General features: G+C 37.0%; 18 protein-coding genes, 1 tRNA gene and 1 pseudogene. 14 read left to right on the top strand and 6 right to left on the bottom strand.

The genetic code is table 11. The annotated features are described in order from the left end of the window. The first annotated feature begins 44 nt into the window (after positions 1-44). The 7 genes from pyrC to FTT98_RS06555 all read left to right on the top strand — a co-directional run bounded on the left by pyrC (position 45) and on the right by FTT98_RS06555 (position 4,820). Positions 45-1,079 carry a dihydroorotase gene (gene pyrC, locus FTT98_RS06585; protein ID WP_111885770.1) on the top strand — a complete coding sequence of 345 codons (1,035 nt, stop codon included), beginning with the start codon at positions 45-47 and terminating at the stop codon, positions 1,077-1,079. Further along, on the top strand, positions 1,064-1,723 hold the full coding sequence (rnt, locus tag FTT98_RS06580; RefSeq protein ID WP_180041531.1) for a ribonuclease T: 660 nt from the start codon (positions 1,064-1,066) through the stop codon (positions 1,721-1,723). Before pyrC ends, rnt begins: the two co-directional genes overlap by 16 nt. 20 nt (positions 1,724-1,743) lie before the next feature. Further along, positions 1,744-1,819: transfer RNA gene (locus FTT98_RS06575), tRNA-Glu, on the top strand. Positions 1,820-2,024: 205 nt separating this feature from the next. Next, positions 2,025-2,825 carry a Plug domain-containing protein gene (locus tag FTT98_RS06570; protein ID WP_180177180.1) on the top strand — a complete coding sequence of 267 codons (801 nt, stop codon included), beginning with the start codon at positions 2,025-2,027 and terminating at the stop codon, positions 2,823-2,825. Beyond that, positions 2,798-3,046, top strand: coding sequence for a hypothetical protein (locus FTT98_RS06565; RefSeq protein WP_180042385.1), 249 nt, complete (start codon positions 2,798-2,800; stop codon positions 3,044-3,046). Before FTT98_RS06570 ends, FTT98_RS06565 begins: the two co-directional genes overlap by 28 nt. Positions 3,047-3,111: 65 nt before the next feature. After that, complete coding sequence (locus FTT98_RS06560; protein WP_168379378.1) at positions 3,112-3,264, top strand: hypothetical protein; 153 nt, start codon at positions 3,112-3,114, stop codon at positions 3,262-3,264. Between the two features lie 128 nt (positions 3,265-3,392). Then, entirely contained in the window at positions 3,393-4,820 is a 1,428-nt protein-coding gene (locus FTT98_RS06555; RefSeq protein ID WP_180042383.1) for an amino acid permease, read from the top strand. 153 nt (positions 4,821-4,973) lie between these two features. On the opposite strand, the gene gmtX is transcribed toward FTT98_RS06555, so the two are convergent. The 5 genes from gmtX to FTT98_RS06530 form a co-directional block, all read right to left on the bottom strand. Beyond that, positions 4,974-5,645, bottom strand: coding sequence for a gamma-mobile-trio protein GmtX (gmtX, locus tag FTT98_RS06550; protein ID WP_180177179.1), 672 nt, complete (start codon positions 5,643-5,645; stop codon positions 4,974-4,976). Beyond that, positions 5,642-8,242 (bottom strand): VPA1269 family protein, encoded by a 2,601-nt coding sequence (locus FTT98_RS06545; protein WP_180177178.1) that lies wholly within the window; start codon positions 8,240-8,242, stop codon positions 5,642-5,644. The genes gmtX and FTT98_RS06545 overlap by 4 nt, the downstream gene beginning before the upstream one ends. 9 nt (positions 8,243-8,251) lie before the next feature. Next, on the bottom strand, positions 8,252-9,709 hold the full coding sequence (gmtY, locus tag FTT98_RS06540; RefSeq protein WP_180177177.1) for a gamma-mobile-trio recombinase GmtY: 1,458 nt from the start codon (positions 9,707-9,709) through the stop codon (positions 8,252-8,254). A 186-nt stretch (positions 9,710-9,895) separates the two neighbouring features. After that, positions 9,896-10,090, bottom strand: coding sequence for a DNA-binding protein (locus FTT98_RS06535; RefSeq protein ID WP_180072154.1), 195 nt, complete (start codon positions 10,088-10,090; stop codon positions 9,896-9,898). Positions 10,091-10,219: 129 nt separating this feature from the next. After that, positions 10,220-10,708, bottom strand: a complete 489-nt coding sequence (locus FTT98_RS06530) for a hypothetical protein (protein ID WP_180072152.1) — start codon at positions 10,706-10,708, stop codon at positions 10,220-10,222. 84 nt (positions 10,709-10,792) lie between these two features. Between FTT98_RS06530 and FTT98_RS06525 the strand changes: the two genes are divergently transcribed. Next, positions 10,793-10,999, top strand: coding sequence for a helix-turn-helix domain-containing protein (locus FTT98_RS06525; protein WP_180072150.1), 207 nt, complete (start codon positions 10,793-10,795; stop codon positions 10,997-10,999). A 40-nt stretch (positions 11,000-11,039) separates the two neighbouring features. On the opposite strand, the pseudogene FTT98_RS06520 reads toward FTT98_RS06525, so the two are convergent. Next, positions 11,040-11,646: pseudogene (locus FTT98_RS06520) on the bottom strand (HAD family hydrolase). Positions 11,647-11,838: 192 nt separating this feature from the next. Between FTT98_RS06520 and FTT98_RS06515 the strand changes: the two are divergent. From FTT98_RS06515 to FTT98_RS18345, 6 genes are all read left to right on the top strand, one after another. Further along, complete coding sequence (locus tag FTT98_RS06515) at positions 11,839-12,207, top strand: antitoxin Xre-like helix-turn-helix domain-containing protein (protein WP_180072148.1); 369 nt, start codon at positions 11,839-11,841, stop codon at positions 12,205-12,207. A gap of 53 nt (positions 12,208-12,260) precedes the next feature. Further along, the gene (locus FTT98_RS06510; protein ID WP_180177176.1) at positions 12,261-12,539 is read left to right on the top strand and encodes a hypothetical protein; all 279 of its coding nucleotides are present in this window, start codon (positions 12,261-12,263) and stop codon (positions 12,537-12,539) included. A gap of 110 nt (positions 12,540-12,649) precedes the next feature. Next, on the top strand, positions 12,650-14,131 hold the full coding sequence (locus FTT98_RS06505; RefSeq protein WP_180177175.1) for a class I SAM-dependent DNA methyltransferase: 1,482 nt from the start codon (positions 12,650-12,652) through the stop codon (positions 14,129-14,131). Continuing rightward, complete coding sequence (locus FTT98_RS06500; RefSeq protein ID WP_180177174.1) at positions 14,128-15,228, top strand: restriction endonuclease subunit S; 1,101 nt, start codon at positions 14,128-14,130, stop codon at positions 15,226-15,228. Before FTT98_RS06505 ends, FTT98_RS06500 begins: the two co-directional genes overlap by 4 nt. A 29-nt stretch (positions 15,229-15,257) precedes the next feature. Continuing rightward, on the top strand, positions 15,258-18,698 hold the full coding sequence (locus FTT98_RS06495; protein WP_180177173.1) for a DEAD/DEAH box helicase family protein: 3,441 nt from the start codon (positions 15,258-15,260) through the stop codon (positions 18,696-18,698). Positions 18,699-18,735: 37 nt separating this feature from the next. Next, positions 18,736-20,667, top strand: a complete 1,932-nt coding sequence (locus FTT98_RS18345; protein WP_180177172.1) for an AAA family ATPase — start codon at positions 18,736-18,738, stop codon at positions 20,665-20,667. Position 20,668: the final 1 nt, after the last annotated feature.

Genomic DNA, 20,668 nt, shown 5'->3' with positions numbered 1-20,668 from the left:
TTATTTGCATTATCATTTGTTTTATTTCCAAGCTTGGAATCGCTGTGAATACGATTACTCTTCTTCAGCCAGATGATTGGCATGCACATTTACGTGACGGTCTAGCCCTAAAGCGTACAGTTCCTGATTTAGCACAACAATTCTCTCGCGCGATTTGTATGCCAAACACCGTACCACCGGTAAAAACCGTTGAAGAAGCAAATGCATACCGTGAACGTATCATGGCACATGTTCCTGAAGGCGTTCACTTTGACCCGCGCATGGTGCTCTATTTCACAGACAACACACCTGCAAGTGAAGTTAAAAAAATTAAAGAATCTGAGCATGTTAATGCCATTAAGCTCTATCCAGCAGGTGCAACCACGAACTCGGACAGTGGTGTCAGTGACATTAGTAAAGTATATGGTGTGATTGAGCAGCTCGAAGAACACCAAGTACCATTACTGTTACATGGTGAAGTGACGCATAACCATGTCGATATTTTTGACCGTGAAAAACGTTTCCTAGATGAAGTGCTATCTCCACTGTTAAAACAGTTCCCTAAATTAAAATTGGTACTAGAACACATCACCACCAGTGAAGCTGCGCATTTTGTATTAGAACAAGACCGTAATGTCGCTGCGACAATCACACCACAACATTTATTATTTAACCGTAATGATATGTTGGTGGGTGGTATTAAACCGCATTTCTATTGCTTACCGATTTTAAAACGTCAAACCCATCAGCAAACTTTGCTCGAAGTCGCGACCAGTGCGAACCCTAAATTTTTCTTAGGTACAGACAGTGCGCCGCACTCAAAAAATGCTAAAGAAAATGCATGTGGCTGTGCAGGATGTTATAGTGCACCAACAGCAATTGAGCTATACGCTCAAGCATTTGATCAAGTCGGTAAAATCGACCGTTTAGAAGGTTTTGCAAGCCACTTTGGTGCAGACTTCTACGGACTCCCTCGAAATACCAATACCATTACCTTGGTAAAAGAAGATCAAGTGATCCCTGAAAGTTTAGACTACTTGGATGGCGAAAAAATTATTCCGTTGTATGCGGGTAAGACCATCCAATGGAGAAAAGTGTGACAGATGAAACTCGACCAGTCATTGGTCAACGTTTCCGTGGATTCTTACCTGTTGTAGTCGATGTCGAAACAGCAGGTTTTAATTCACAGACCGATGCCTTACTGGAAATAGCAGCTATTCCTATTGTGTATGATGCAGAAGGTAATTTTGTACCGGGTGAAGCCCACCATGCACATATCAATCCGTTTGAAGGTGCCAACCTTGACCGTCGTTCACTGGATTTTATTGGTGTAGATCCATTTAATCCGATGCGTATGGCCATGGCTGAAGATGAGAAATCAGCATTAAAACGTATTTTTAAGTCAGTGAATGAAGTACGTCGTCAACAAAACTGCACTCATGCTGTTTTAGTTGGTCACAATGCCCATTTTGATTTAGGGTTTGTACAGGCAGCTATTGCACGTACAGGGACAAAAAATCAAAATCCTTTCCATAGTTTTTCCGTATTCGATACAGTGACTTTGAGCGCTGTAATGTTTGGACAAACTGTGCTGGCAAAATCATGTATTCAAGCAGGTATTGAGTTTGATGGTAAAGAAGCACACTCTGCACTTTACGATACTCAGAAGACCGCAGAACTGTTCTGTTATATTTTGAACAAACTCGGCCCTCGCCTACTTGACACTATGATGGCGGATCAATAAGATACCGCCATCTTCTAAACGTCCCTATCGTCTAGAGGCCTAGGACATCGCCCTTTCACGGCGGTAACCGGGGTTCGAATCCCCGTAGGGACGCCAATTTTTATTCAGACTTTCTCCAAGCTGAATATTCAAGTCTATTGAATACACATCACCACCTCTACTGATTAGTTAAAATTTTCATTCACTGAAATCGCTGTGTATTAAAAAAACACCTATTGCAAATAATTCTCATTTCTATTGATTATTTTTGTAAAGTTAATGATAATCGCTATCGTTTTTATCTGCATAATTATTGACAGCCATGCGCTTTGCCTATTCTCCTCTTAATATCGCAATTTTGACTGCTTTAGCATCTCAAGCTTATGCCAATGAAATTGATTCAACTCAAGTTATTCAAAGCAATAACCTCAAAATGACGCCGATTGAAGTTGAAGTCAAAGCCAAACAAGAAGTAGGTAAAACCGTCTACACCAAAGAAGATTTAGAAAAAACGCCGAATAGCTCGAAAAATATCACAGACTTTTTAAAAGTTAATCCAAATGTGCAGTTTAGCCGTGAACAACGTTCTGCAGATTCACAGGCTGAGCTACGATCATCCGAGATTTCTATTAATGGCGCGCAAACTTACCGAAATAAATTTGTAATTAACGGCGTCAATACCACCAATAACATTGACCCTCTGGCAAGTGGCGACTCCTATTCAGGCAAGCTTGATGGTGGCTCACAAGGGATGGCCCTAAATACCGATTTAATTTGTAAATTAGAATTGATCGATAGTAATGTTTCTGCAGCATACGGCGAATTTACAGGTGGTGTAGTTAATGCTGAAACTTGTGCCCCAAATACTGAAATTGGCAAAATCCACGGCTCCCTTACTTACGACTACACGGAAAGTGATTGGTCACGTTATCATTTTACCGATGAAGAAGAAGCTGCAGAGTTTGAAGATCCAACATCATCAAATAATAAAGAATATAAAAAACACGGCCTAAGCCTGAAAAAACACATCAAACATACGGCCGTGGCTATCGTGCAGAAACATATAATTTACTCTACAAAGCTGCCGGTTTTGGTTTGCCTGATGTTTTTGATTATCTCCTGAATATCGGACTCACAGTAAAATATACCGATGGTAACTTACTAAATACACATTTTGATGGTCGCTCCCCTCAACTCGCTTTAACCCAAAAAATTTTAAAACTGGGTGTCGAGCCAAATGCTTCAACCATCACAATCATGCAACAACGGAACCTTAAACAACACTACCCTGACACCTACCAAGTCATCCTGTCCAATCTAGAACAGAAAAACCGTAAACTTTAATTAATTACAGCCTGACTGGTTTTGTTTATACTTCAGCTTGATCTATTTTGATGTAAGAATACCCTATGTTTAAAAAGTTGCTCTTGGTTTTAGCCATATTATTTCCATCTGCACTCTATCTGTATATTGTGAGCCGCGATGACAACAAAGCCCCTGTAGCTGAACAAACTCAAGTACCTGCAACTTCTGAAGCTGAGTATCAAACTCCTGACCATTAATCCAATGGTCAGTGCTAAAGATTTAAATTTTAGATCAGTATTATTACATTATAAGAAAAATTCGATTTATCAATCATTTCACTGCATTCAATCATAAAATATACCTTTCATTCAATTTTCTTTTCACTATGCAATCTCCCTCTGAACCTTCGCAACACTCGTCTGCTGAAGGTAAAAGTCCATCGCTTAAACGTGCGATGACGACTCGACACCTTGTGATGCTCTCACTTGGTGGTGCAATTGGTACTGGTTTGTTTATGGGTTCAGGTGAAGTTATTTCACAAGCTGGGCCTTTAGGCGCTGTTCTTGCCTATATTATTGGCGGTTTGATTGCCTACATGGTCATGCTCTGTTTGGGTGAACTTGCCGTACATTTACCTGTTTCTGGCTCTTTTGGTGCTTTTGCGACTAATTATATTGGCCCGGGTACCGGCTATATGGTGTCTTGGATGTACTGGTTGGGCTGGTCTGCCACCTTAGGTACAGAATTTACTGCGGCGGCTATTTTGATGCAGGAATGGTTTCCACAAACCTCTATTTGGTTATGGACACTGATCTTTGCTGCTGGTGTAATGATTTCTAATCTAAGTTCTACACGCACATTCGCAGAGTCAGAATTTTGGTTATCCATGGTGAAAGTTGCAACAGTGTTGATTTTCATCATCCTTGGTTTTGCCTGCATCTTTGGTTTCGTACCTTTCCAAGGCTATGAATCAGCTCCAATGTTCCACAATTTGACAGAACATGGTTGGCTGCCAAATGGTTTGTTCCCTCTGTTTGCCACGCTATTGATCGTGAACTTTGCCTTTAATGGTACGGAGATGATTGGTATCGCTGCAGGTGAAACTGAAAACCCTGAAAAGAATGTGCCTAAAGCCATTCATGCTGCGGTATGGCGCTTAATCATTTTCTTTGTCGGCACTATTATCGTCATCAGTTCCCTGTTGACCTATACCGATGCAGGTTTAAATGTTGGTGGACATGGCGGCTTAAGTAGTAGCCCATTCGTTTCCGTATTTAACCTGATGGGCATTCCCTATGCAGAAGACTTAATTCGTTTCGTCATTATTACGGCTTTACTGTCTACAGCTAACTCTGGTTTATATGCTGCATCACGTATGATGTGGGCGCTGTCCGCACAAAAACAATTACCACGTGCTTTCGGCAAATTAAGCAAAACTGGTGTGCCTTATATTGCTGTATTGGTCACTATGATCGGTGGTTTACCAGGTCTATTGTCAGAACAATTTGGCGCAGATGTGATCTTCAAGAACTTGATGGGGGTTGCCGCTTTCACCATGGTGATCGTGTGGATGAGTATTTGTTGGAGTCAATTTAACTTCCGTCGCCAATGGCTGAAACAAGGTCATAGCGTGTCAGAGCTTAAATTCCGTACACCATGGTTCCCACTGGTTCCAATTCTTGGCTTTGTCTGCTGTACCGCAACAGGTTTAAGTATGGCTGCAGATCCTGAAATGCTTTCAGGCTTTATTGGCTGTCTGATCTTTATGGCGGCGTGTTATGCAGGTTATTATTGGTTATATCACGATAAATAAAATAGTTAAGGTGGCCCGAAGCTCTTTCTAGTAGAAAGTGTATAAAATGAGAGAAAGATGTAAGTATAACCTTTAATATCAGTTGGTTATATTTCATCTTTCTTTTTATATATGTATAAAATAAATATATAAAAGCTGTGATCCTTTCCAAGATTAAAATTGATTTAGAATTTTTTGAATAGCTAACACAAATCCACTTTTAAATAGCGGTCGTTCATACTCATCTTTTACAGCACCATATTCTGAAACTGTCCAACCGAGTTGTGATATTTTATTCTCGTCAATGGCATCCTTTAAAGCGTCAACTTCACTTGGTAAGAGAAGATTATCTAATGCAGATAAGACTTGTATACCTTGATGTGCTTGATCTGAAGAAATGTTTTGCATAGGACGCATATCAACAACAACTTCAGTATTTTGTTTAAGAATACGATTCTCTGCTTTAAGCTTATTTCTTTCAGCGATTATTTGACCAAATACAACCCTCATCACAGCATCATCTAGCTTTTTTAAAAGCTCCATGTCTGTTGGTATTTCATTCTTTCGAGAATGTGGTGCAGGAGGCTTTTTCATACTGGTATTTGCTTTGGTTGCCCAAGCCTCAATCAGTATACGAAAATGTTCACCAGTTTTATTGCGAATACTTACCTCGCTGATACCTCCATTAGCTTTTGAGGTTCTACCAATTGTAGCAATAGAATAATCTTTCTCTTTTGCATTAAAGCGAGTTTCCAATAAAATATTGAGCTTATCTAGTGAGTCTTGAGTTCTCTGACTCTTTCCAAATTTAAGATTTTCTAAAATTAAATTAATATCAACACTCATGACATATCCTTTGGTTTTAAGCCATGAGGCGTTAGCTTTAAAATAGGTTGATTAATATTATTTTTTAATATCTCCATACCAGCATCAAGTAATTTGCTATCTTGCATGAAATGCCCTAGCTCTAGGTAATTTGTGACTTGTGTATATCCATCCAATTTATTTGTTGGATTGGCTTGTAAAGCCATTTGACGCATCATCGCGTTCGCTGAAATAAGTTGTTGCTCTTGATCTAACATCAAGAGTTGGGGACTATAGCCCTTACACATCATTAATCGACTAAGATTTTGTGTTCTGTTTTGAATTGCTGGTGTTTTTTTAATATCATCAAGTATATCGGGATAGAACTCGGCATCCTCACAAAGTAAAGAAAGTTGTAGTAACTCAGAGTTAGTTTCGATAAAACCGACTTTTATGTCATTTTCAGAACCAACAGCAATGAGTTTATTACTAGTATCCATTTCAGCCCGAGCTTGTTCAATTTCAATGAGACGACGTATTAATTTGAAAGTCGCAATCCAGTCTTTTGTGTATTCATCAGCTTCAACCAATTGCTTTTCATATCTGCGTCGAAATGCTTGTAATTCATTGTGTTGGGTAAATAGCTTGCTTTCATTTTCAGCTTTATATTTAAGTTCTTCCATAACCTCAATCTCATTCTCTAAATTTACAGCTAAATTGGCGGCTTCATGGGCTTTATAGCTCATAAAATTAAGGTGAGCACAAAGTGCAGGAAGGTAACGGGCATCTGTAATAAACCATCGACAACGGACACAATTTTCTAAACCATGAGGCACAGAATCATAAATTCGGCTAGATGGATGAGCTGAGTCTTTAAGTAAAATCCCACCATTCCAGCAGCCAGCTACAGATTTACATTCATCTGAACGAACAGTATTACCACCAACTAAACATAGTCCATGATGTCGATTTTCCCAACCTAAAGGATTTCGATTAACCAATGCCACCTCAATGGCTTTATCATTCTGATATGCCGTTTTGCATTTAATTTGACGCATTTCCGCATCTTTAAGAAATAAACGAAGATTATCTTGTGACTTGCTATCAAGTAGACGCTCAGCTTCTGTCATTTTATCCTTCATTACTACAGGTGTAAGTTTAGTGTAATAAACCGTCATAATAATGCGTGAATGACCAGCCAAGAGCTTTGATACCACAGGTATCGGTAGTTTCGCATCTATAATGTAGCTGGTGATGAGAGATACACGTAGACTATGTAAAGGGAACTCAGTTTTAGTCTTTGTTTTATGATGATCTAGCTTATAATCATGTACTAAACGAAGTTTTGTGCCGTCAGATAATGTTTCTCCAGTAACTAAAAGATTTTTTTCGAGTTGTTGAAGTAACTTATACCAAAGCGTTAAGATCGGTGTTTCGATGATTGGCTTGGTTTTATCATCTTTCAACTTTGCTGATGCATCTCGAAATAAAAAACAAGAATGACCCATTGCACTTAATGATGTTTTTGACTTAATTCGGCTTGTATGCTTTCCCTCTAATGTTGTGCAATCTACTGATTTATATATAGGGTTATATTTTTCCTGCCAGTTTCGCAATTTTTCAAGCCAATACAATACATCTTCATGCTGCCATGGTATTTCATAACCACGCTCAAACTCCTCCTTGTTCTGATCTGCAGTTTTATTGGTACTGATATATAACCCAGTTGATTCAGTTCCTGTTGCATTATCTTTGAATTGCCGAAATACCCCTTTACTATAAGAATTGAGAGCGAAAGTATGTGAATTTTTAACCCAGTTTCCATTTTCATATCGCATCGTATCTGCCTCACCTGAATCAAGCATACGTACTTGATAGGTGCGTAAAGGTAAATGTAGTTTAATAAACAGTAGCATACTAGCTACAGGTGACCAGATTTGATGAATGGTAGTAATTCGACCTTTACGAGTTACTTTTTTAGTGCGCCATACACAATCTTTGTCGTTTTTATCAATTAGACTTTTATCAACTTCAAACCAATGACCACTTTGAGTTATACCTTGACCTGTTTGTTGTTGTGCCCACAACCAATCTGAAAAACTTCCACGTGATTGTGGACAAAGTATATTGCGCAAATCACAAATATAACGATACGGTAGTGGATTATGCATCGTTTCAGTATTGTGAAATCTACTTTTTACTTTTGTAAAAGGATTGACATACAAACGAAGAGAATTGCCATTATCATCTTTCTGACTGAAATGCGTATCAAGCACCCAATCAATAAATAATTTTGTATAATTTATTAGCTTTGCTGTATTTTTATTATCAGACTTGTTCGTACTTATTAGTAGAATTCGCTTAAACTCATCGGTTGAAGCTTTCCAACCGTTTTTGCCAGTGAAAAAATTAAGAACATTAGATGTGAACGGCATTGTATGGGCAAGATAAATATCAAAAAAAATGCATAAAGCATCTAATTTCTCTGCTGTTCCTTCATCTTGTTTGGTTATCCACTCCTCAGCTAATTGTCGCCATATTTCCCATTCTTTACCGTGATTTTTTACAAGCCATAGTAATGTTAGATCAGATTTACGACCATCATATTTTTTTCTTTTTACCGTTGTTATTTTAGCCATGATATTTTCCTATTTTGGATTTTTCCCTGTAAATAAACCATCTGGATCAATATCATTAAATCCATGTTCAGTTAATACAGCCCAACTAGGCGTACCCACTTGCTCTATAGGTTCTGCTGGATTTAGAAGTCGAAATGTTGCAGCATTTAGACTAGCAGTAACTTCTTTTATTGATGGAGTGGTATAGGCCATCTGTGATGCTAATGAAGCATGATGTAAACACTTCTTAATCACAATTTCGTCTACACCAGCTCTCCGTAAGCGTCTTCCATAGCTATGTCGATGGGAATGAGGTGAAAGTCCATCAGCTTTACAGGGTTTCAACCCTATACGTTTTAAAGCTTGATGATAATTGTGATTGAATGCATTAAGTGTGTAAGGATGTCCTAGATGTTTATGGTGGAAACTTACAAAAGCATAAGGGTGATTGCGCTCAACAGCAGTCAGAAATCGAGTGTAGTCTTGCCAAAGCTTGGCAAATACTTCACCAAAGACAGTCGGAAACCAATGAACTTCCAAATATCCATCTTTGCTGTCAGTCACTCGGCTTTTCCAACCTACATGCTTTTTACCCATAAGGTCAGTACGAGGAGATAGTGCATATAGTTCTTTGAGAAAGGCTGCACGAGTTGTCTTTCCTGAGCTCCCACGCCAATTGTTCGGAGCTTTGCCATCTTCTGGATGGTAAATACGAACCTTCACATTATTTAAATTGGATGGGTCAATAAGGACATCTTCAAGCCACAAATGCAAAGCTTCAGATTCTCGTAAACCACCGCCATGCATGAGCAATAATATTAATTGATCACGAAGTACAACCCTGCGATCTGATGCTCCACCTAATCCATTAAAATAAAAAGAATTAAAATATCGTTCAGGGAATTCGATAGCGTCTTGTGATTGTTTACCCAATGGACGTTTACCTTGAATGCTACGGGCATATCGGACGGTTGAATTAATATGCTTATCTTTGATGTGACCAAGGAAGTTATGCTGATTCTTGCGAAACCAAGCAGCGTAGTTAAGACGTTGTGTTAAACTATCAGCCTCTACAATTGGGTTTATTGACATTGATCCCTGTTTTTCGGCAAACCAATCCGTCATTTTATTCAAAGCATTAATGTGCGATCTGGCGACTTGTTTACTGCAAGGTAGCCAATACAAACCAGACGGATCTAATCCGTCATCTCCAATAGTACCTGTATATAATCGACTACTAAAACTCTCAAATAAGGCTTGTGGTGAAGAAAAAGCACCGACATTCGCTGCCATATATTCAAGTAAAAGTTGAGCTGCTTTGATAAATTTATTGGTTGTTGATGGTCTTATGCCATCTCGCTTTAACTTCAAAGCATATTCAACCAAAGGTTTAATCGGTTCTTTATATTGATCAAGTAATACAGGAATCTCAGTAAAAATACCTGAATTATCATCTACGACTTTTGCAATGATTTTTACAATCTGCATGTTTTATCCATTAAAAATATAAATTTAGGAAAATACACAGCAGAAAGTACCCTAGACATTGATAATATAACCAATGTCTTTTAGAATAAATTTGTCTTGGACGTGCAAGTTAAAGACAAATTTATAAAGACTCATGTTGACGCATGGGTCTTTATACTTTCTGCATAAAAAATATAAACTTATCTTTTATTTCATATCTTTTTGCTCCTTAATTCCTAACTTCACAGCGATTTTATGGCTTTCCCCACGTTTCGGTATCTTATTGTTTTTGAAAATCCTATAGACTAAATCTGGAGAAAATTGATTATCTCTCGCCCATTCAGCGATCGAGATCCCTGCTGAAGAAAAATCTTCTTTTACTTCCTGAATAGACTTGATCATACGTGACTAAAACTGACTAAATTTGAGTGAAATTTAGAATAAAAAGTGAGTGCTAGTCAAGCTCTAATTTCAACTAAATTATTGAAATAACTAAATATATTTTTTTGTTATGTCGATATTTATAAGCTGTTATAGTTTGTATTGATTTAAAATTGAATGTATGACATCTAGTTTTAAGTTAAGTTCAAAAAGCTGTTTATGTAACTCTTTCTTATATTTTGATACATGTCTTTCTGCCAAGATCTTTTCAGATATAAGCTCATTAACATAATTCAACTTATATTCATGAATTTTGATATTGCTTTTAATATCAAATACTTGTTTATCTAATTGAATTTGCATTTCTTTATTGTATTGATAATTAATCAAATATTCGATATTACTCGTACCCGTATAGAGATATACATTTTTATTATTTAATGATTTTCTTTTTTCTAAATATTTATGTTGGACTAAAATATTTAACCCACGGTACATCTTAGCTTTAAATATATTTTTATTATATTCACCATCAAATGGCATTTTTTCCCAAAAATGTTTTGCTTGCCAATCTACAATTTTATTTTTTTCAAAAATTGAGAGAAATTCGAGACCTAATGGTAAGTAGGAAGACATCATAAATAATTTTCAAAATGAGGATTATAGTCCGTGGAGTTGTAAGCATCAAAATTTAATAGTCTGTCTTTTAGGCGAAAGAGCTAAATGTCAGAGTTATCTAAATCATTAGGACAAAATATACGCACACTTCGAAAAGAAAAGTCGATTAGTCAGGAATCCCTTGCTCACGTTTGTGAAATTGATCGTAGTTATTTAGGGCGAATAGAACGTGGAGAGGTTAATATTACTGTATGCAAACTTTATGAAATTGCTAAGGCTCTCGAAGTGAATGCGAAGGAGTTACTGCCATAACGCTATAACTATCTGAAATTTTGTTGATTTGAACCAATGATCATTCATGTGGTGCTGTTAGTAAATTTTGCAATACATCCATAAGGTTTTGCGAACGATTTCTTTCTATTAATTTTGCCGACATTCCTAGAGAAATAGGCATTTTTACATCTAAAATTGGATGATCTCCAATGAATAGTATTTCCGACATTTCACAGCCAAATTGAGCTTGAATAACTTCATAAATCTGTTGTTCAGGTTTTATATAACCGAGTTCATAACTAAAAAAATGGCATCAAAATGATTTGCTAGCAGTGTTTTAAGTTTGTCACCGTAAGGCATAGCTAAATTGGAGCACAGTGCGATTTTAAAGCCCTTATTTTTTAAGTTTTGAAGCGTAGAAATCGTATCTTTGTATAATTCAATTGTATTGAGTTCAAACTGAAGATCATCATTTATTTCATCCAAAAGTTGTATTGGTATGACATGACCAAAATGTAGAGCTAACTTTTCAATAGTTACAGCATGGGACATGATGATTCTGGCATCTTGCATGTTTGGCTTTCTTCCATTGTCTCTCAACCATTTCATTAACTTACGATATGGAGATCGATTTTTACCAGTGTTCCAAAAGCATCAGAAATAATGACTTTAGGTTGATAGGACATAGCATTCTAACCGTATGTGCATTGGCAAATATTTAGTTTAGTCTAGACATGAGCTAAGAAACAATCTTATTTTAAAATCAGATAATTGCAGATTTAATTATGGACGTAAAATGTTTGATTTTACAATTTATGTTACTGGAGCTATACGCTTACCAGCAAAATGAAAAAGCAAATGTGCTATGAGTTATTGATATGAATACACCATCATCTAGGCAATCATTGGATCAAAAAAGAATTTTAGCAAAAGCATTTTTCAAAGCATCTGAACAGCTCAATCTTTCTCAAACTCAACTAGCTATGATTTTAGGTATATCTGAACTAGAAATACATAAATTAAGATCAGAAGGTCAACTTGACCCTTTCTCACAACAAGGAGAAAGAGCATTATTAATTATACGCTTATTTAAAGCTTTATATAATTTAAGTGGTGGTGATCAGGAAACGATTCAACTATTTCTTAGCTCTAGAAATCAAGTAACAGGCGGAATTCCCCTTGAACAAATTGAAACCATGAATGGTTTAGTGGCTTGTCTACAATTTGTTGAGCTCATCCAACGCTAACCATGAGCCTAAAAGCAATTTTATTTAAAAACCAGATTATTGAGGATTTAATCATGGACATCCATAAAAAATTCGATTTTACAATTTATGTTACTGATTTAAATACTACGGATAAGTGTGTCGAAGACCGTTTATTTGAATCAGGTTGTGGTGATGCCTTACTATGTTCGATTAATGATAATCTTTATTTAGAATTTATGAGAGCAGCGGAAAACATTGATATTGCTATATTGAGTGCTATAGAAAATATTCAGCTTGCTGGATGTAAGTTCAATCAAATACTTGTAAAAAATGAAGTTTATACACTCGTAGAAAAAAAACTAGAGCTATAGACTGCAACCTAAATCAAACGCCAACCCTTGTCGCATCTTATTATTTCCTCATAGCTTTTCCCTTTCAAATCCAACACAATAGACCTCAAAGAAATTTGAGAGTCATCTACGTGATTACAGGCGAAATTAAAAGCAAAATTGACCAGATTTGGAACGCATTTTGGAGTGGTGGTATTTCCAATCCTTTAGAAGTCATGGAGCAAATGACTTATTTGCTGTTTATTCGCCGACTTGATGAAATTCAGATCACTAAAGAAAAGAAAGCCAACCGTTTAAAAAGAGAAGTTGAGCAACCTATTTTCACCGCTGAACAAGATCATTTGCGTTGGTCGAAGTTCATTACTTTGGGTGATGCTGCAACGTTATATAACACTGTTGCCAATGAAGTCTTTCCTTTCATCAAAAACTTAGGTGCAGAAGACGAAACCACCTATAGCCATCACATGAAGGATGCTCGTTTTACCATTCCTACGCCTGCGCTTTTAACCAAAGTGGTGGATTTGGTTGCCGATGTACCTATGGATGACAAAGATACCAAAGGCGATATTTACGAATATATGCTCGGTAAAATTGCCTCAGCAGGTCAAAACGGTCAGTTCCGTACTCCTCGCCATATCATCAAGATGATTGTCGAGCTGATGCAGCCTAAACCAACCGATACGATCTGTGACCCTGCTTGTGGTACAGCAGGCTTTCTCGTTGCAGCAAGTGAATATTTAAACGATCATCATAGCACTGAGATTTTTGCCAACCCTGAAGCGGCTAAACGTTTTAGCGAAGAAACCTTCTTTGGTTATGACTTTGACAGCACCATGCTTCGTATTGGTTCGATGAACATGATGCTACACGGTGTAGAAAACCCAAGTATTGAAAACCGTGATTCTTTAAGTGAAGCGCATTCACATATTGCTGAAAAATACAGTTTGATTTTAGCCAATCCGCCATTTGCAGGCAGTTTGGACAATGAAAGCTGTGCGAAGAATATTCAAGCGGTGGTTAAAACCAAAAAGACTGAATTACTGTTTTTAGCCTTGTTTTTACGTTTGTTAAAAACTGGCGGTCGTGCTGCGGTGATTGTGCCTGATGGTGTGTTATTTGGTTCATCTAAAGCGCATAAAGATTTACGTCAAAAGATTGTGGAAGAGCAAAAACTAGAAGCCATAATTTCGATGCCATCTGGTGTGTTTAAGCCGTATGCAGGGGTTTCAACTGCCATTATGATTTTCACCAAAACCATGTCTGGCGGTACGGACAAAGTTTGGTTTTATGATATGCAGGCGGATGGTTATTCGCTTGATGATAAGCGTAACGAGCTAGATGCATCTAAGCATGAAAATAACAACATTCCTGACATTATTGCTCGTTTTAAAAATTTAGAGGGTGAAAAAGGTCGTAAAGCCACAGAGCAAAGCTTTATGGTGGGTAAAGCTGATATTGCTGCCAATGGTTATGACTTGTCGATTAACCGTTATAAAGAAGTGGTATATGAGCAAGTGGAATATGAAGCACCAAGTAAAATTTTGGCGGATTTAGAACTGCTTGAGCAGGATATTTTAAAAGGAATGGCTACGCTTAAGGAGATGTTGAAATGAGTTATCCAATGATTGAAATTGGTGACTTAATGCTAAAGCGCAATGGTTCTGTTGATCCTTCTAAGTTCCCTGATGAAACTTTTGAATTACATAGTATTCCTGCTTTTGACAAAGGAACTCCTGATATTGTAAAAGGTTCTGAAATTGGATCATCAAAACAGTTAGTTCAAGAAAATGATGTCATGATTTCAAAAATCGTTCCTCATATTCGTAGAGCTTCTGTTGTTTGTCCAAAGGGCGATTATCGACAAATTGCTTCAGGTGAATGGATCATATTTCGTAGTGATAAAATATATCCAGATTACTTAAAGCATGTATTGATTTCAGACACGTTTAACAAGCAGTTTATGGCTACCGTCTCAGGTGTTGGTGGCTCATTATTACGAGCTAGACCTGCTTTTGTTGCTAAAATTAAAATAGCCCTCCCACCACTTGCAGAACAACGCCGAATTGCGTCTATTTTAGATCAAGCGGATGAGCTACGCCAAAAACGTCAGCAAGCGATTGAAAAGTTAGATCAGCTTTTACAAGCCACCTTTATTGATATGTTTGGCGATCCTGTTTCTAATTCAAAAAAATGGACTGAAAAAACATTAGGTGAAGTCGTAGTATTTAATACAGGGAAATTAGATTCTAATGCAGCAGAGGAAAATGGGATCTATCCTTTTTTCACTTGCTCTAGAACCCCATTTGCTATTAATACTTATGCTTTTGATATAGAGGCATTATTACTCGCAGGTAATAATGCAGCAGGTCAATATTGGGTTAAACATTACAAAGGTAAATTTAATGCTTACCAACGAACTTATGTGTTAACCATAAAAGATAGTCTCTGTACTTACGGATATTTACGATATGTTTTGCAATTCTTACTTGGATTTTTGCAACGAATGTCTAAGGGTTCAAGTACTAAATACTTAACTTTAAGCATTTTAAAACCTATTAAAATTCCTATTCCACCATTAGAGTTACAAAGAAAATTTATTCAATTTTATGAAAATATTGATTCACAAAATCAATTGCTTATGCGAAATGAAATTGAATTTAGTAAACTATTTTTTACACTACAAAACCAAGCATTTAATGGCACTTTATAAAATTTAATTAAAAATATGAGGGTATATACATGAGCAACTTCTCGTTTTTAGAACCTGAATTTAAAAGCTTGGCAGCCACTGCCAAAGAAGCCGAAAAGCTCGTGTATATCTCCCCACAATTTGCACTTGCTGCGGCTCGAACATCACTCGAAAACCTTGTACTGTGGCTGTATCAATACGATAAAAAACTTACCCAACCCTATGATGCTTCACTGCATAACTTACTCAACGATCTCAAATTTAAAGACCTGATTCCACCCTATATTTGGGACAAAATGGACAACATCCGCATGGTCGGCAACAGTGCCGTACATGGGAAAAAGTTCAAGCAACTCACTACTGAAGAAACGGTAAGACACATTCAGCATCTTTTCTTGATGTATGTTTGGTTTGAACGTAATTATGGCTCACCCTCAAAAGACCGCTCTCAGTCGATTTTATTTAACCCAAAACTAATACCAAGTGCTGACAATACTCAGCAAATTACCGCCAACCAAGAACAACTGCAAAAAGAAATAGAAGCCAAAGAAAAACAGTTTGCGGAGCAACATAAAGCTTTACGGGAACGTGAACAAAAACTATTTGAACTGTCCGCAAGTTTAGAAGAGCGTGAAAAATTACTTGCAAATATAGATGCTGAACTTGCACAAAAACGTGCAGACGTTGAACAAGCCAAAATTGCCAACAGCAAAATCGAAGACCATACCGACTATAAAGAAGACGAAACTCGAAAACTTAAAATTGACCTTATGCTTGAAGAAGCAGGCTGGGAAATAGGTACATCGGTTCGAGAGGAAGTTGCTGTAACAGGTATGCCGAGTCCATCAGGTAAAGGTGCAGTGGATTATGTACTGTATGATGCCAATGGCTTGCCTTTGGCTGTGGTTGAAGCAAAACGCACATCGACTGACCCTGATATTGGACAACAACAAGCCAAGCTCTATGCAGACTGTTTAGAGCAACAAACAGGACAACGCCCTGTCATTTTCTATACCAATGGCTACAAAACCCGAATTTGGAATGATGTACAAGGTGGTCCACCACGTTTAGTACATGGCTTCTATACACAAGCAGAACTCAAGCGTCTGATCGAAAGACGTAAGAACAACCCTGATTTAAGTAGCTTTCCGATTAATGCAGAAATAGTCGAGCGTTATTACCAAACTCGTGCCATCAAAGCCATGCTTGCAGCCTATCAGCGTAAAGAACGTGCTGGTTTGCTCATCATGGCGACAGGTACAGGTAAGACTCGTACCGCTATTGCATTGGTGGATGTGCTTATGAAAGCCAATGTGGTGCAAAAAGCCCTGTTCCTTGCGGATCGTACATCATTGGTCAATCAAGCACACAATGCCTTTAAAGCCAATTTAAAAGATGCTTCATTCGTCAATTTACTTGAAGATAAAAACCAAGTCGGTCGAGTATATTTCTCTACCTATCAAACTATGATGGGTTTGATTGATGAAATGAATGACGATGGTACACGTAAATTCGGTACTGGTATGTTTGACTTGATCATTATCGATGAAGCACACCGCAGTGTGTATCAAAAGTTTGGTGAAATTTTTAAATACTTCGACAGCCTACTGGTGGGCTTAACTGCGACACCGCGGGATGAAGTGGATCGTGATACATACGCACTGTTTGGCTTAGAAAGCGGTGTCCCAACCGATTACTACGACCTCGATCAAGCCATTGCCGATGGCTATCTTGTGCCACCGAAAGCTTATTCTGTTCCGCTTAAATTTATGCGTGAAGGCGTGAAATATGACGAACTTTCCGAAGAAGAAAAACAACATTGGGATAGTCTAAATTGGGGCGATGAAGATGCGCCTGAAGAAGTCTCAGCTTCTAAAATCAATAAAGAGCTGTTTAATACAGGTACGATTGATTTAATGCTCAAGCACTTGATGGAAAATGGCATTAAAACCGAAGGTGGTGATCGCCTAGGCAAAACTATTATCTTTGCTGTGAATCAGAAACATGCTCAGTTTATTGCTGACCGCTTCAATGAAAACTATCCGCAATATGATGGCAAGTTTGCCCGTGTCATTACCCATGCAACCAAGTATCCACAAAGCTTAATTGATGACTTTAGCAAGAAAGATTTACCTGAACCGCAAATTGCGATTTCAGTGGATATGCTCGATACAGGCATCGATGTACCTGAAGTGGTCAACTTAGTATTCTTTAAAGCTGTACGTTCTAAAGTGAAGTTTATGCAGATGATTGGGCGTGGCACACGACTCTGCAAAGAACTGTTCAGCCCTGAAGATGATAAAAAAGAATTTTATATCTTCGACTACTGCTCTAACTTTGAATACTTCAATGAAAATCCAGATGGTGCGCCTGTATCTACTACAGAACCACTTGGACAACGCTTGTTTAAAGTACGTTTAAATATCCTGAGTCTGCTCAATGCGAAGGACGATGCCACCGAAGAATTAAAAGCTGTACAGCAAGATATGCGTCAAAGTTTACAGACTGAAGTGAAGTCGATGAACAATGATAATTTCATTGTGAAATCTGAACTTGAGCATGTTGAACATTTCAAAAATGATGATGCTTGGAACAACTTAGATGATCTTGCGATAGGTACGTTGCGAGAACACATCTCAAAATTACCAAATCAGCTTGAGCCTGAAACCTTAGAAGCCAAACTGTTTGATATGTTGTGTTATAACCTTGAACTAGCAGTATTAGAACAGAACAATACAGCAACTCAAAGCTATGCCAATAAAGTGATTGAAATCGCCTCTAAATTGGAAACTAAAGAAAACATTCCTATTGTTGCAGAACAGATTGCGCTGATTCAAGACATTCAAACCGTTGAGTATTGGAAAGGCATCACCTTACCCATGCTTGAAGCGATACGTAAACGTATTCGTGGTTTGGTCAAACTGATTGAAAAATCGACCTCAACCATTGTTTACTCCATGCTTGATGATGAAATTGGACAGATGCAAGCAGTTGATATTCCAGTGGTATCAAGTGGCGTAAACCTTGCCCAGTACCGTAAGCGTGTCGAAAGCTTTATTAAAGCCAATGAAAACCACATTACTATTGCTAAGTTAAAGCGTGGTTTAGCCCTTACACCAACCGATTTAAGTGAGCTAGAGCGATTTGTTTTTGAAGCGCAAGAAGTAGAAAGCCGAGATAAATTTGAAGAATGTTTTGGCACAGAAAAGTCGTTACCTCTTTTTATCCGCTCTTTGGTTGGACTTGATCGTCAGGCTGTACAAGAAGCATTCTCCAAGTATTTACAAGGATCAAGCTATAACGAAAAACAGATTCGCTTTGTGGAAATGTTAATTGAACATTTAACTCAAAATGGTGTCTTAGAGGCTTCTCAATTATATGAGCCACCATTTAATCAAATCCATTATGAAGGAATTGATGGCGTTTTTGGTGATGCCGATGCTGACAATATATTTGGGGTTGTTGAAGCGTTTAATGAAGCGGTGGCTTAATTTTTAAATTTTCATCAATAATTAATCAGGTATAACTGTGTATATTAAGAAGTTATCAATTACGGGATATCGTTGTTTTTCAGAACTTTTTGAGATCAACTTTAGGAAAGGTTTAAATGTAATTGTTGGGGAAAATGGAGCTGGTAAAACAGCTATCATCAACTCGTTTCGACAACTATTTATTGATACTGAATCTGGCTCTTATAATGTTTCTTCTGATGATTTTAATAAACCATTTAAAGAAGCTTCTATAGCAGCTGACTCTTTCAAAATAAAAGTTGAATTTGATAATTTAGAAAATGCTGAACCAATAGCATTTCTACAGTGGAGTGATGCTGCAAATAATGTAATTTTAAACTTAGAAGTCTTAAATAAAGAGTTACGTGGGCGTTTTAAAAAAAGTTTCTGGGGTGGAAACTCTAAAGCATCACAATTTGATGTTGAGCTATTTGACAAAATCCATTGTATTTATCTACCTCCATTACGTGATGCGGAATCAAAGCTAGTAAATGGAAGACAATCTCGTTTATCAAAACTATTAAAGTTTATTGAAGCAGACCAGCTTAAAGCGTGTAAAAAAGCTGAGACAAAACATCCTTTAGAAGAAAAATTTAAAGAGTTCAATCAATCACTTATCGATGATGAGGATTCAAGTATTAAAAAAGCAAATAAACTGATTGCAGATCATTTGCTAGAAGCTATTGGTCAGAATTTTAGTCAATCAACACATATACAATTTGTTGAAAATGAATTTTCAAAAATTGTTGAAAATTTAAGATTAATTTTCTTTCCTAAAATTACAACTGCTGAAGCAGATCAATTCAGAGATTTATGTCAGAATAGCCTTGGCTACAATAATTTATTATATATTGCTTCTATACTTGCAGAATTAACCTTAACAAAGGAAGAGTCCCTATATAGACTTTTACTCATTGAAGAGCCAGAAGCCCATTTACATCCTCAATTGCAGGTTCGTTTATTAGATCATCTTGAGACTGTAGCAAATGAACATAACGTACAAGTTATTGTTACTACTCACTCAACAGTATTAGCTTCAAGTGTTAAATTAGATAAAATTATACATTTAACTAAAAATGAAAATCCTCAAGCTACAGCTTTAGCTGACTGTGGTCTAGCTCCCAATAATTTAAATTTTCTGAATCGTTGGTTAGATATCACAAAGTCAAATCTACTTTTTGCAAGTGGAGTTATTTTGGTTGAAGGCATTGCTGAACAAATGATCATCCCAGAGCTTGCTAAAACGGTGTTAAAAGGAAAAGATATTAATAATATTGAAGACTATGGGGTTTCAGTAATTAATCTTAATGGTATTTATTTTAATCATTTTATGCGCCTTTATTGTAATATTACAGATGTAAAAGATGTTCAAGAAGATCAAGTAGGCTTGAATGTACCCATCCGTTGTGCAGGAGTTACAGATTTAGATCCTGAGCAACACTATTATCTAGAAGAGATAGTAAAAGATTCAAAGACGGGTAAAGAAGAAAAAAAACAAGTAAAATATGACCATAAGCCACCTTCTGAAAAAAATAAAGTAGAAGGAAAAAATCATGCCCTCAAATTAGTGAAAAGTATTAATAGTTCTAACTATGCACGTCTCTTTGTAGCTGGATATAAAACGCTAGAATATGACATAGCAATGGAAGAAGATAATGCAAAAGTTATGGCTAAAATTATTTATGATCTTTGGCCATCGGAAGGAACTGTAAAAAAAGGTTTAAAGACAATATTTGAAGCTGATTACTCAAAAATTACTCCAGAAAATAAAGCAGACTATGCCTTTGAAATATTAAAAAGAATAGATGATGACAATATCGGTAAGGGGTATTTTGCTCAAATTTTAGCAGATAAAATTTCTTTAGGGGGAATCGAACTAAAAGTACCTCAATATATTGAAGATGCAATTCTTTGGGCTTGTTCATTAGACAAATCTTCTAGTGAGGAATAGT

This window comes from Acinetobacter sp. YH12039, from assembly GCF_013420015.1.
Lineage (GTDB): Bacteria > Pseudomonadota > Gammaproteobacteria > Pseudomonadales > Moraxellaceae > Acinetobacter > Acinetobacter amyesii.
This window is presented reverse-complemented; position numbering and strand designations above follow the sequence as displayed.

Coding starts and splice junctions, on each gene's coding strand:
- gmtY (WP_180177177.1), bottom strand. CDS start 9,709: ATGCAGATTGTAAAAATCATTGCAAAAGTCGTAGATGATAATTCAGGT.
- FTT98_RS06545 (WP_180177178.1), bottom strand. CDS start 8,242: ATGGCTAAAATAACAACGGTAAAAAGAAAAAAATATGATGGTCGTAAA.
- FTT98_RS06530 (WP_180072152.1), bottom strand. CDS start 10,708: ATGATGTCTTCCTACTTACCATTAGGTCTCGAATTTCTCTCAATTTTT.
- FTT98_RS06525 (WP_180072150.1), top strand. CDS start 10,793: ATGTCAGAGTTATCTAAATCATTAGGACAAAATATACGCACACTTCGA.
- FTT98_RS06515 (WP_180072148.1), top strand. CDS start 11,839: ATGAATACACCATCATCTAGGCAATCATTGGATCAAAAAAGAATTTTA.
- FTT98_RS06535 (WP_180072154.1), bottom strand. CDS start 10,090: ATGATCAAGTCTATTCAGGAAGTAAAAGAAGATTTTTCTTCAGCAGGG.
- rnt (WP_180041531.1), top strand. CDS start 1,064: ATGGAGAAAAGTGTGACAGATGAAACTCGACCAGTCATTGGTCAACGT.
- FTT98_RS06510 (WP_180177176.1), top strand. CDS start 12,261: ATGGACATCCATAAAAAATTCGATTTTACAATTTATGTTACTGATTTA.
- FTT98_RS06555 (WP_180042383.1), top strand. CDS start 3,393: ATGCAATCTCCCTCTGAACCTTCGCAACACTCGTCTGCTGAAGGTAAA.
- FTT98_RS06560 (WP_168379378.1), top strand. CDS start 3,112: ATGTTTAAAAAGTTGCTCTTGGTTTTAGCCATATTATTTCCATCTGCA.
- FTT98_RS06570 (WP_180177180.1), top strand. CDS start 2,025: ATGCGCTTTGCCTATTCTCCTCTTAATATCGCAATTTTGACTGCTTTA.
- gmtX (WP_180177179.1), bottom strand. CDS start 5,645: ATGAGTGTTGATATTAATTTAATTTTAGAAAATCTTAAATTTGGAAAG.
- FTT98_RS06500 (WP_180177174.1), top strand. CDS start 14,128: ATGAGTTATCCAATGATTGAAATTGGTGACTTAATGCTAAAGCGCAAT.
- FTT98_RS06495 (WP_180177173.1), top strand. CDS start 15,258: ATGAGCAACTTCTCGTTTTTAGAACCTGAATTTAAAAGCTTGGCAGCC.